The organism is Brevibacterium sp. S111, assembly GCF_004745075.1.
Classification (GTDB): Bacteria; Actinomycetota; Actinomycetes; order Actinomycetales; family Brevibacteriaceae; genus Brevibacterium.
Window position 1 is genome coordinate 129,052 of record NZ_RHFH01000001.1, and the last position, 11,514, is coordinate 140,565.

Annotated in this window: 10 protein-coding genes and 1 tRNA gene; 1 reads left to right on the plus strand and 10 read right to left on the minus strand. The window is 64.8% G+C overall.

Annotation, left to right across the window (positions count from 1 at the left end; all coding sequences use genetic code 11):
- Window positions 1-4 precede the first annotated feature (4 nt).
- From EB836_RS00690 to EB836_RS00700, 3 genes are all read right to left on the minus strand, one after another.
- Window positions 5-75 (minus strand) — tRNA-Gly (locus EB836_RS00690).
- Window positions 76-339: 264 nt separating this feature from the next.
- A complete protein-coding gene (locus tag EB836_RS00695; RefSeq protein WP_135537483.1) occupies window positions 340-1,968 on the minus strand; it encodes a cation acetate symporter in 1,629 nt (542 codons plus the stop codon).
- Between the two features lie 20 nt (window positions 1,969-1,988).
- On the minus strand, window positions 1,989-2,330 hold the full coding sequence (locus EB836_RS00700) for a DUF485 domain-containing protein (RefSeq protein WP_135537204.1): 342 nt from the start codon (window positions 2,328-2,330) through the stop codon (window positions 1,989-1,991).
- 106 nt (window positions 2,331-2,436) lie between these two features.
- On the opposite strand from EB836_RS00700, the gene EB836_RS00705 reads away from it, so the two are divergent.
- Complete coding sequence (locus EB836_RS00705; protein ID WP_135537205.1) at window positions 2,437-3,318, plus strand: LuxR C-terminal-related transcriptional regulator; 882 nt, start codon at window positions 2,437-2,439, stop codon at window positions 3,316-3,318.
- Window positions 3,319-3,399: 81 nt separating this feature from the next.
- Here EB836_RS00705 and proC read toward each other — a convergent pair whose 3' ends face one another.
- From proC to EB836_RS00740, 7 genes are all read right to left on the minus strand, one after another.
- Window positions 3,400-4,236 carry a pyrroline-5-carboxylate reductase gene (gene proC / locus EB836_RS00710; RefSeq protein ID WP_135537206.1) on the minus strand — a complete coding sequence of 279 codons (837 nt, stop codon included), beginning with the start codon at window positions 4,234-4,236 and terminating at the stop codon, window positions 3,400-3,402.
- Between the two features lie 84 nt (window positions 4,237-4,320).
- Window positions 4,321-5,304, minus strand: coding sequence for a sugar phosphate isomerase/epimerase (locus EB836_RS00715; RefSeq protein ID WP_240689514.1), 984 nt, complete (start codon window positions 5,302-5,304; stop codon window positions 4,321-4,323).
- A gap of 105 nt (window positions 5,305-5,409) precedes the next feature.
- Window positions 5,410-6,942 (minus strand): glycerol kinase GlpK, encoded by a 1,533-nt coding sequence (gene glpK, locus EB836_RS00720; protein ID WP_135537207.1) that lies wholly within the window; start codon window positions 6,940-6,942, stop codon window positions 5,410-5,412.
- Window positions 6,943-6,980: 38 nt separating this feature from the next.
- Window positions 6,981-7,703: an MIP/aquaporin family protein gene (locus EB836_RS00725; protein ID WP_135537208.1), complete on the minus strand. Its 723-nt coding sequence runs from the start codon at window positions 7,701-7,703 to the stop codon at window positions 6,981-6,983.
- Between the two features lie 118 nt (window positions 7,704-7,821).
- The gene (locus EB836_RS00730; RefSeq protein WP_135537209.1) at window positions 7,822-9,540 is read right to left on the minus strand and encodes a glycerol-3-phosphate dehydrogenase/oxidase; all 1,719 of its coding nucleotides are present in this window, start codon (window positions 9,538-9,540) and stop codon (window positions 7,822-7,824) included.
- A gap of 158 nt (window positions 9,541-9,698) precedes the next feature.
- Window positions 9,699-10,676 (minus strand): Ppx/GppA phosphatase family protein, encoded by a 978-nt coding sequence (locus tag EB836_RS00735; RefSeq protein WP_135537210.1) that lies wholly within the window; start codon window positions 10,674-10,676, stop codon window positions 9,699-9,701.
- 20 nt (window positions 10,677-10,696) lie between these two features.
- Window positions 10,697-11,497, minus strand: coding sequence for an enoyl-CoA hydratase/isomerase family protein (locus EB836_RS00740; RefSeq protein WP_135537211.1), 801 nt, complete (start codon window positions 11,495-11,497; stop codon window positions 10,697-10,699).
- Window positions 11,498-11,514 lie beyond the last annotated feature (17 nt).

The window sequence follows — 11,514 nt, forward strand, 5'->3', positions numbered from 1 at the left end:
AGAGAGCGGGCGACGGGAATCGAACCCGCGTCATCGGCTTGGGAAGCCGAAGCTTTACCATTAAGCTACGCCCGCATGTCACCTCAGATCAGCAGCTGTCTGCCCAGGTGAACCCCGGTCAGGACGTGCCGTGATCGGCGACTCGAACCAGTGTACCTCGTCTCACCGCACACGCACCCCCTGCCCCGTCTCTCACCGCAGGCACCTCCCCTGCCCGGCCCCCACGACGCAGTCGAGGAGGGGCGGCCGCAGCCGCCCCTCCTCCTGCGTGTCGGGTTCGACGGACACCCAGCGACGTCCGATCTCCAATCCCCGCCACGTGATCGGGTCACGTTCGGATCAGTGCTCGACGGCCTCCTCGGCGCCGAACCCGGTATGGGCTCGGACATCCATCTCGGCTGCGAGCTCGGGACTCTCCACCGTCCGGTCGGTGATCGAAGCGATCCAGCCGAGGAGGAAGCCCAGCGGAATCGAGATGATTCCCGGGTTGGCCAGCGGGAAGATCGCGAAGTCGGCACCGGGGATCATCGCGGTCTCGGACCCGGAGACGACCGGCGAGAACGTGATGAGCACCATCGCCGAGATCAGGCCGCCGTAGATCGACCACACGGCTCCGCGGGTGGTGAAGCCCTTCCAGAACAGCGAGTACAGGATCGTGGGCAGGTTCGCGCTGGCGGCCACGGCGAAGGCCAGGGCCACGAGGAACGCGATGTTCTGCCCCTGCACACCGATTCCGCCGATGATCGCGATCGCACCGATGACGATGACCGTGCGACGGGCGATCTTGACCTCCGCCTCGGAGTCCTCGACCTTGCCCTTCTTGATGACGTTGGCGTAAATGTCGTGGGCGAACGAGGCCGCGGCGGTGATCGCCAGGCCTGCCACCACGGCAAGGATCGTCGCGAACGCGACCGCGGAGATGAAGCCCATGAGGATGGGTCCGCCGAGGTGGAGCGCGAGCAGCGGTGCCGCCGAGTTCACGCCGCCGGGAGCGTTCTTGATCTCATCGGCGCCGACGAGTGCGGCCGCGCCGTAGCCGAGGATGAGGGTGAAGATGTAGAAGGCGCCGATGAGCCAGATCGCCCACACCACCGAACGGCGGGCCTCTTTCGCCGTGGGAACGGTGTAGAAGCGCATGAGCACGTGCGGCAGGCCCGCGGTGCCCAGCACCAGGGCCAGAGCCAGGGAGATGAAGTCGAGCGGATTCTCACCGTACTGCAGGCCCGGGTTGAGGACTCCTTCCCCGACGCCTTCGGCCGCGTTCTCCACCGCCGAGGCGAGCAGAGTCGAGAGGTTGAAGCCGTTGAGTGCGAGCACCCAGATGGTCATGGCGAAGGCTCCGGCGATGAGCAGGATCGCCTTGACGATCTGCACCCAGGTGGTGCCCTTCATTCCGCCGACGAGGACGTAGATGATCATCAGCGCACCGACGACGGCGATGACCAGGGACTGACCGACCTTGCCGTCGATTCCCATGAGCAGGGAGACGAGTCCGCCGGCGCCGGCCATCTGAGCGAGCAGGTAGAAGAAGCACACGGCCAGGGTCGACAGGGCCGCGGCCATGCGCACGGGACGCTGCTTGAGCCGGAAGGAGAGCACATCGGCCATGGTGAACTTGCCGGTGTTGCGCATGAGTTCGGCGACGATGAGCAGAGCCACGAGCCACGCGACGAGGAAGCCGATCGAATAGAGGAATCCGTCGTAGCCGTTGACGGCGATCGCACCGCAGATGCCGAGGAAAGAAGCGGCCGAGAGGTAGTCACCGGAGATGGCGAAACCGTTCTGCGGACCGGTGAAGGACCGGCCTCCTGCGTAGTAGTCGGAGGCGGTCTTGTTGTTCCGGCTGGCGCGCAGCACGATGAACATCGTCACCCCGACGAAGGCAGCGAAGATCGCGATGTTGAGGACGGGGTTGTTCTCGACCTCGGTCGTCGCCGCGGTCAGCAGGTCTTTGCCGGAGGCGAGCATGTCGCCGATTGCCAGAGTGCTCATGAATGCAGTCCTCCCGACTGGGCTTCGAGACGCTCACGGATCTCCTGCGCTGGAGGATCGAGCTTCTTGTTGGCGAATGAGACATAGAACATCGTGATCGCGAACGTCGTCACGAACTGCAGCAGTCCGAACACCAGTCCCACATTGATCTCACCGACCACCTTGGTGGACATGAAATCGTGGGCGTAGGTGCTGAGGATGACGTAGAGGAAGTACCAGACGAGGAACGCGATCGACAGCGGGATCACCACCGAGAACCTCTTGCGCTTGAGCGCTTTGAATTGGGGATTTTCCTCTTCCTCAAGGAAATCAACCCCGAGGCTGACATTGTCAGTCATTCTTTCTCCTTTGAATGGACAGAACTTCAGTGTCCTGAATCACATGTCCAAAGGTAACGTTCAGCATGCACTAGGGAATACCACCGAAAGTTGGTAGCTTGTTCACATGAACGCGCATGCGAAGCACACGCGGGCTCTCAAGGCCGAGACCCGCCGCCTATTCGTCGAAGCCGTCGATTCTCTGCATCAGGCCGGTACGGGCGATGTCGTCTTCGGCGGCATGGTCGACGGGGGTGCGGTCGACGTCGAAGCCGTCGCCGGTGCCGGCAAGGGTCTGCTCTCCTCCCTCATCGTCAGCACCGGACGGGGCCTCGGCGGTCGAGCCCTGACCGAAGGCACTCCGCAGCTGACCCGGGACTATGAGGTCGACCCGCTCATCACCCACCACTACGACGAGGAGGTCCTCGGCGAAGGCATCCGGGTCCTCGTCGCCGTCCCCACCCTGCACGGCGGTGAGGTCACGGGCATGGTCTACTGCGGCCACCGCACGGACTACGACGCCGCTGCCCCGCAGACGGGAGACCTCGTCCGACGAGTCCGACAGCTCTCGGTCGATCTCGCTCGGCTCGGCTATCGACGGGAACCGCAGCCGGTCCCCGTCGCCGAGCGGCTCTACCCCGACTTGGATTCCTCGGGACGGGAGGCGCTGCGCCATACCTATGCCGAGCTGCGCGCCATCCGGTCGGGCATCCTCGATGAGGAGACGCGGGAGAAGCTCACCGTCGTCGAGACCCGGCTGGCCGATATCCTCTCCGGGCACAACCCGGATGACTTCCAGACACCGGTCCCGGCGGTTCGCCTGTCCCCCAGGGAGACGGACATCCTCTCCCATGTGGCTCTGGGCTGGTCGAATGCGCGCATCGCCGAAACACTGAGCCTGCGCGAGTCCACGGTGAAGTCCTACCTCAACACCGCCATGGTCAAGCTCTCGGCCCGCACCCGGCATGAAGCGGTGTCGATCGCTCGGTCGTCGAACGTCCTGCCCTGAGCGCGAACGAGTCGACCCCGGCCGACGCCGCTCACACGGTACCTGCCGGGGTCGGATTCCGTCTCAGGGGGACGGTTCCGTTCAGCCGTTGATGGTCTCGGAATTCTCCCGTTCCATCTCCAGGGAACGATTCGCTGCCGCCTGCGCGGCCGCCTCGGCGATATCGAAGATCCCCGCGTCGATGAACTGCTGGAGGCCCGCCAAGGTCGTACCGCCCTTGCTGCTCACGGCTTGCCGCTGAGCGGCCGGGTCGGGCTTCGCGCTCAGCAGCCGCCCGGCGCCGTCGGCGGTGGCGACGACCATCTGGCGGGCGGTGTCCTCGCTCAGCCCCTGCTTGACTCCGGCGGCGATCATCGCCTCGGCGAGGAGGAAGAAGTAAGCGACTCCGGACCCGGAGATGCCGGTCATGGCCGGGATCTGGGATTCGTCGAGGTCGACGACGAGCCCGGCCCCGGACAGCAGAGTCTTGAGTGTATCGACGCTGTCGGCGGGCACCTCGGCGTCGGGGGCGAACGCGATGACGCCGTGGCCGATCGAACTCGGCGTGTTCGGCATGATCCGCACGATGGGATTCTTCGGGGCGAGCTTCGCGAGGTCGGCGGACGAGACTCCGGCGGCCATGGACACGAGCACCGTGTTCGACTCCAGCGCGGGGGCCAGAGCGGCCAGGGTCTCGGCCATCATCCAGGGTTTGACGCCGAGGAGGACGAAATCAGCTTCGGCCGCGGCCTTCCGGTTCGCCTCCGCATCGTCTTCGACCGAAGTCACCGTCGCCGACGGCAGGTCGCGGCTCAGACGCTGTGCTGAGGCGGCCGAGTGAGTCGTCGCGCGAACAGCGATGGTCGCGTCGGCGCTGAGGATTCCCTGGATCAGCGCCGTGCCCATGTTGCCGGTTCCGATGGAGGCGAGAGTGGTCAAAGCGAACCAACCTTTCGTAGTGATTGTCATGCGTCGGTGGGGCGGGTGCGCGGTCACGGCAGGCGCCGTCGGTGATGATGCGGGTCAGTTCCCGGAGGAGCGAGGGCGTTCCGAGGTGCGGCTGTGGCTGTGTCCGTTTCGCCGCGGGGCATCCTCGTTGAGTCCGAGGTGTTGGCGGGCAAAGGCGATGGACTCGGCGAGCATCTTCTCACGGGTCGACTGCTTGCGCACGAAACGAGTGTTGACCTCGACCACGACGTCACCGGCCCAGTTGTGTTTGGCCAGGTACTGCAGAGTCTCGGCCACGGGCATATTGCCGGCGCCGGGGACGAGGTGCTCGTCTTTGAGGGATCCGGACCCGTCGGTGAGGTGGACGTGGCGGAGTCGGTCGAAGATCTCGGCCACGGTCTCCAGCGCATTCACACCGGCCGTCGAAGCGTGGGAGAAGTCGAAGGTGAGGTCGTCATAGTCTTCGTCCAGCGGGTTCCAGTCGGGATAGTAGACCTGGACTTCGCGCAGGCCCGCCCGCCAGGGATACATGTTCTCCACAGCCAAGCTCACACCGGTCTCGCGGGAGACCTCCCGAACGCCGTCGACGAATCCCAGCGCGTAGTCCCCCTGCCACCTGAACGGCGGGTGGAGGACGACGGTCTCGGCGTTGACTGCCTTGGCAAGGTTCGCGGTGATCCGCAGCTTCTCCCAATGGTCTTTGTGAAGCACGCGCGGCAGGAAGAGCAGCGTCGGTGCGTGCAGGGACATGACCTCGAGTCCCGTCTCGGCGGAAAGTCCGTTGATGAGGTCGACATCTCGTGTCTCGGCATTGTGGGTGACCATGATCTCGACACCGTCGTAGCCGTGCTTCGCCGCTTGTGTGAAAGTCTCCTCGACGGTCATCGGGGACACGGAGGAACTCGACAGGCCGAGCCGGATGGGATGTTCGGAGACGTGATGAGCGTCGTGTTCGTAGACCGCATGGCTGTCGAAGTACTCTCTGTGGCGCCGCGAATTCGAGCGCGCAGAGTTCTTGGTGGTCAGCACCTTCCGTTTGGACTTCGACATTTTGCTCATCGCCAACAGTTTAGCGCGGACTTTTCTCCCTCGCCCTCCCCCATTGCTACGTGACGGCGGCCCAGCAACCTCGCGCGAGGTTGCTGGGCCGCCGTCGGGTAGCAATTAGGAGGAGAGGGCGTCGGTGTCCTCGTCGACCCAGCCCTTCGACCGTTCCACGGCCTTGTTCCACAGGCGGTAGACGCGATCGACCTTCTCCTCGTCCATCGACGGGTCCCAGCGTTCGTCCTCACGCCAGTTGGCCTTGACATCCTCCTCGCCGTTCCAGAACTTCACCGCGATTCCGGCCGCATAGGCCGCCCCCAGGGCCGTGGTCTCGACGACCTCGGGACGGATGACGGGCACGCCGAGGAGGTCGGCCTGGAACTGCATGAGCGTCTCGTTGGCGACCATGCCGCCGTCGACCTTGAGCTCGGTGAGCTCGACGCCGGAATCGAGGTTCATCGCGTCGAGGACCTCGCGGGACTGGAACGCCACGGACTCGAGCGAGGCACGCGCAATGTGGTTCTTGTTCACATACCGGGTCAGACCCACGATGGTGCCGCGGGCATCGGACTCCCAATGCGGCGCGAAGAGACCCGAGAACGCCGGCACGATATAGCAGCCGCCGTTGTCCTCGACCTTCTTGGCCAGGGTCTCGACCTCCGGAGCGTCCTTGATCAGACCGAGGTTGTCGCGGATCCACTGCACCAGCGAACCGGTCACCGCCACCGACCCTTCGAGGGCGTAGACGGCATCGGCGTCACCGATCTTGTAGGCCACGGTCGTGAGCAGACCGTTCTTGCTCGCCACCGGCTCGTTGCCGGTGTTGATGAGCATGAAGTTGCCGGTGCCGTAGGTGTTCTTCGCCTGCCCCTTCTCGAAGCAGGCCTGACCGAAGGTCGCCGCCTGCTGATCGCCGAGGATGCCGCAGATCGGGGTGTCGATGATCAGTCCGTTCTTCGCCCCGTAGCCGTAGATCTCCGAGCACGACTTGATCTCCGGCAGCATCTCGACGGGGATGCCCATCTCCCCAGCGATCTCGGCGTTCCAGTCGAGGGTGTCGATGTTCATCAGCATCGTCCGCGAAGCGTTCGTGACGTCGGTGACGTGGAGGCCGCCGTTGACCCCGCCGGTGAGATTCCAGATCACCCACGTGTCCATCGTGCCGAAGAGGAGATCACCGGCCTCGGCGGATTCCTTGACCCCGTCGACGTTGTCGAAGATCCATTTCGCCTTCGGCCCGGCGAAGTACGTGGCCAGCGGCAGACCGACACGGTCCTTGTACTTATCGGCCCCGTCATCGCCGGCGAGCTCATCGCAGATCTTCTGCGTCCGGGTGTCCTGCCACACGATCGCGTTGTAGACGGGCTCACCGGTGTGCTTGTTCCAGATCACGGTGGTCTCACGCTGGTTTGTGATGCCGACGCCCTCGAGCTGATGGCGGTTGATGTTCGCCCGGGTCAGCGCCTGGCCGATGGCTTCGTTCGTGTTCTTGATGATCTCGACCGGGTCGTGTTCGACCCATCCCGCGCGAGGGAAGATCTGCTCGTGTTCGAGCTGACCGGACGAGACGATCTGGCCGTCGTGGTCGAAGACGATCGCCCGTGACGAGGTGGTGCCCTGATCGATGGCGAGGATGAACTTTTCCTGACTCATTCTGACTCCTGTGTCGAGGTGGTTGTCTGTGATCGTACTCAGATGAGGGCTCGGGAGACCACACCTGCAAGGACGGCGCCGACCAGTGGGCCGAAGACCGGCACCCACGAGTATGCCCAGTCCGAGCCGCCCTTGTTCGGGATCGGCAGGAGAGCGTGGACGATGCGGGGCCCGAGGTCGCGAGCAGGGTTGATCGCGTAGCCGGTGGGTCCGCCCAGCGACGCGCCGATCGCGACGACGATGAGCGCCACGGCCAGAGGACCGAGCCTGTCCGGGGTGCCGCCGAAGAGGAGGACGACGATGACGAGCACGAAGGTCGCGATGACCTCGGTGACGAAGTTCCAGGCGTAGGAGCGGATCTCCGGGCCGGTCGAGAAGGTGCCGAGGATGTTGCCGGGGTCCTTCTCCTCGTCGTAGTGCTTCTTGTACACCGCCCAGGCGAGGAACGCACCGATCATCGCTCCGATCAGCTCGGCGGCGAGGTAGGCGATGGTGTTGCTCACGGTGACGGGGATCCCGTCCGCGTACTCTGCGGCCCCGCTGAACAGGATGCCGAATGTCACGGCCGGGTTGAGGTGCGCTCCGGTCTTGTAGGCGACATAGACGCCGGCGAAGACGGCAAGTCCCCAACCGAAGGAGATCAGCAGCCAGCCGCCCCCGTTGCCCTTGGTCTTGCCGAGGACGACGTTGGCGACGACGCCGACGCCGAGCAGCATGAGCATCGCCGTGCCAGCGATCTCGTGAAGGAAGATAGTGCCCATATCTCACAAACTCCTATTGTTTGTCTTTCCGGTGGGTGTTCCGGTCGATGGTCGACCCGGGCGATGCTCCGGGGGCGGTCGATAGTCGGTTGTCGTCCCGCACGTCGTTGTGAACGACTCAGTGGAGGGTTTCACCGACCAGAGCCGCCGCCGAGGCGTCGTCATCGGTGGACTCGGCCGCGACCTGGGCGTCGACGTGGGCGTTGAATTTCTCGACCTCGGCCGACACCCGGTTGTCGTCCCAGCCGAGCACCGCGCCGACGATGGCGGCGACCGCCTCGGCGGCGCTCTTGCCCCGATCGCGGGTTTCGTAGTTCAGCCGCATGCGGCGTTCGATGATATCGCCGAGGTGGACGGCCCCCTCTGCGGCGGCCGCATAGTAGGCCTCGACGCGCAGATAGCGGTCGGCACCGTCCAGAGGCCGACCGAGTTCGGGGTCCTCGTCGACGAGGTCGAGCAGATTCTCAATGAGGGTGCCGTAGCGACGGATGAGCCGACTGACCCGGTCTTCGTCCCAGCCGTACTTCTCAGCGATCCCGGTCTGACCGCGACGCAGCGCGCCCACGCCCTGGGCACCGAGCAGCGGCACGGATTCGGTCAGTGACCTGCGGTCCTTCGCATCGTCGCCGAGGACGAAGTCGACGGCGTCTTCGGCCATCACCCGGTAGGTGGTGAATTTGCCGCCGGCGATCGCGGCAAGTCCGGGTTCGACTTCCATCACAGTGTGTTCCCGGGAGACCTTCGTCGAGGCCTGCCCTTCCTTGACCACGGGCTGCAGCAGCGGACGCAGACCCGAGTACACTCCGATGACGTCCTCCCGGGTGAGTTTGTCGGCGAGGATCGCATTCGCATGCTCGAGCAGGTACTCGATGTCCTTCGAGGTCGCCACGGGACTGTCGACGTCTTCGGTCCACGGAGTGTCGGTGGTGCCGATGACCCAATAGCCTTCCCAGGGGATGACGAAGAGGACGGATTTCTCCGTCTTCGAGATGATCCCCGTTCCCGGGTCGGCTTTGATCTTGTCCTGGGCCACGGTGATGTGCACACCCTTGGAGGCGAGCACCTTGAGTCCGGCATCGGCCTTCGCCAGGTCCTGCTGCTCCTCGGTCCATACGCCCCCGGCGAGGATAGTGCGACGGGCGTGGATATCGAATTCCTCTCCGGTGACCTCATCCCTGGCATGCACACCAGTGACTTGGTCGCCGTCATGGAGGTAGCCGATGACCGAGACGTGGTTGGCAGCGGCCGCACCGTAGCCGACAGCCGAACGCACGAGCGTCATCACGAACCGCGCATCGTCGACCTTCGCATCGTAGTATTCGAGCGCACCGACGGCGGCATCGTCGGCCAGCCCCGGGAAGTGTGCGCTCAGCGCCTTCTTGGACAGATGCCGATGCATCGGCACGGCTCGTTTGCGGCCCGGTCGGGTGGCCATCGTGTCGTAGAGGAGGACGCCGGAGCCGATGAAGGCACGGTCGATGAGACGGTGCTCGAAGGGGAAGACGAAGGCGACGGGCTCGACGAGGTGAGGAGCGGTGTGCTGCAGCAGCAGGTCACGTTCCCTCAGCGCCTCGGCGACGAGTTTGAAGTCGAGCATCTCGAGATAGCGCAGACCACCGTGCATGAGCTTCGAGGACCGAGATGAGGTGCCGGAGGCCCAGTCCTTCGAATCGACGACTCCGACCTTGAGACCGCGTGTGGCCGCGTCGAAGGCAGAGCCTGCGCCGGTCACACCACCGCCGACGACGAAGACGTCGAGTGGATCGGCCGCCGTTGTGTTCTTGAGGGTCTCGAGGGCCTGTTCGCGGTAGTGCGGGGACAGCTCACCATTTCGCATCGGCAGAAGCGTGCTTTCTATCAGACGTTCGGACATCCACCATTGTCATCCCGGTTCGGGACGATGAGTCGAGCCGGAAGCGGATAGTCAAAAACTAGCAGGCAATTCTGAGGTGCGATACTGACCGGTAGACAACAAGCGACGACGAGGCGGCCGAATCAGTCGAGTGCGGCGACCGCTTCGACGCGCATCGTCGAGGACTGCTCGGCCGAATCCAGCAGGTCGAGTTTGCGCATGATGATGCCTTCGCGCAGTGCCCACGGCGAGATGTTCATGACGCCGATGTCGAAGATCGTGAATGCCGCTTCGGCGACGATCGCACCGGCGAGCACCTGACCGGCACGGGCTTCGGAGACGCCGGGCAGCGTCGCCCGCGCCGCCGGGGTGCGTGTGGCCAGGGTATCGATGATGCCTTCGAGATCGCGACGGAAGAGTTTCCTCGGGGCGTAGATGCCGTCCCCGCTCGGGGCGGCACCGGCGATGCGGGCCAGGGAGCGGAACGTCTTCGAAGAGCCGACGACCTGGTCGGGCACGCCGACCCTGTTGATGTCACCGGCGATGCGTCCGATCTGCGCCCGTGCGTGTTTGCGCAGTTTGTGGATGTCCTCGGCCGAAGGGATGGGGTCCGGCAGGAAATCCGAATAGGTGCGTCCGGCGCCGAGCGGAACCGACACGGCCGCTTGCGGGTATTCGTCCTGACCGACCGCGATCTCCAGAGAGCCGCCGCCGATGTCGAGCAGCAGGATCTTTCCGGCCGACCAACCGAACCAGCGGCGAGTGGCGAGGAAGGTCACGCGGGCTTCGTCCCGGCCCGACATCACATTGAGGGTGACCCCGAGCTGAGCGTTGATCGTTTCGATGAGCGCCACCCCGTTCGGGGCATCGCGGACCGCCGAGGTGGCGAAGGCGAGTATCTGCTCCGCCCCCTGGTCCTCCGCGATCTCGACGGCTTCGGCGATGAACGAGTGCAGACGTTCCTGGCCCTCCGCATCGATCGTTCCGTCGTCGCTGAGGTACTCCGCGAGACGCAGCACCTCCTTGTGCGAGGTGGCAGGCAGGGGCGGTGCTCCGACGTGAGCGTCGACGACGAGGAGGTGGACGCTGTTGGAGCCGATATCGAGGACTGCAAGACGCATTCGCTCAGTTTATCCCGTCTTCAGGCTTCGCCGTCTGTTGCCCACGCGGACTTCGCGAACGCGAAATCCGGCGGTCGTTTGGCGAAGAAGGCCTCCTGCCCGCGCGTGATCTCCTCCCGGTACGCCGAATCCAACCACCGAGGCGGCTCCTCACCTGCAAGCAGATTCCCGTCGAGGATCGCTTTGGCCCCGACCTGGCTGAGCCGGGACAGGCCGACGATCCGCTCCCCCAGTGCCTGCGCCGCAGCCAGGGGAGTCGGCGTCGTGTCATGGAAGAAGCCGAGTTCGGCCATCTTCTCGAACTTCACGATCGACGCTGTGATCAAGAGGTACCTGGCCCAGGAGTCTCCGAGGATCTGCGCCAGACGCTGGGTGGGCCCGGCCGGGTAGACAAGGCCGAGCTTCGCGGCGGTCACACCGAAGATCGACCCGGGGGCGGCGATGCGGATGTCGCAGGCGGCAGCGATCTCGGTGCCTCCGCCCACGCAGTTTCCTTCGATTGCCGCGATCGTCGGAGTCCGCGAATTCGCTACGGCCACCTCTGCGGAGGAGTTGAGCTCCCAGAAGTCGGCCAGCGGAACATCGAGGTCGGCGATGTCCGAACCGGCGGAGAAATGCCCGCCGGCACCGGTGATGATCAGCGCACCGATCGAGTCATCGGCGTCGACGGAGGCGATGATCTCCGGCAGCGCCCGCCACATCGCACGCGAGATCGCGTTGCGTTTCTTCCTCCGATCGATGACGAGGGTTCCGACCCCACCGGTGACGGTGAAGTCGAAACCCTCGAGATCGACCGGACGGTACAGACCGTCAGGTCCCATAATGCTGTTCTGCCTTT

Excerpts from the sequence above, each read along its gene's own strand:
- EB836_RS00695 (WP_135537483.1), bottom strand. The coding sequence starts at position 1,968 with ATGCTCGCCTCCGGCAAAGACCTGCTGACCGCGGCGACGACCGAGGTC.
- EB836_RS00700 (WP_135537204.1), bottom strand. The coding sequence starts at position 2,330 with ATGACTGACAATGTCAGCCTCGGGGTTGATTTCCTTGAGGAAGAGGAA.
- EB836_RS00705 (WP_135537205.1), top strand. The coding sequence starts at position 2,437 with ATGAACGCGCATGCGAAGCACACGCGGGCTCTCAAGGCCGAGACCCGC.
- EB836_RS00715 (WP_240689514.1), bottom strand. The coding sequence starts at position 5,304 with ATGAGCAAAATGTCGAAGTCCAAACGGAAGGTGCTGACCACCAAGAAC.
- glpK (WP_135537207.1), bottom strand. The coding sequence starts at position 6,942 with ATGAGTCAGGAAAAGTTCATCCTCGCCATCGATCAGGGCACCACCTCG.
- EB836_RS00725 (WP_135537208.1), bottom strand. The coding sequence starts at position 7,703 with ATGGGCACTATCTTCCTTCACGAGATCGCTGGCACGGCGATGCTCATG.
- EB836_RS00730 (WP_135537209.1), bottom strand. The coding sequence starts at position 9,540 with ATGCGAAATGGTGAGCTGTCCCCGCACTACCGCGAACAGGCCCTCGAG.
- EB836_RS00735 (WP_135537210.1), bottom strand. The coding sequence starts at position 10,676 with ATGCGTCTTGCAGTCCTCGATATCGGCTCCAACAGCGTCCACCTCCTC.
- EB836_RS00740 (WP_135537211.1), bottom strand. The coding sequence starts at position 11,497 with ATGGGACCTGACGGTCTGTACCGTCCGGTCGATCTCGAGGGTTTCGAC.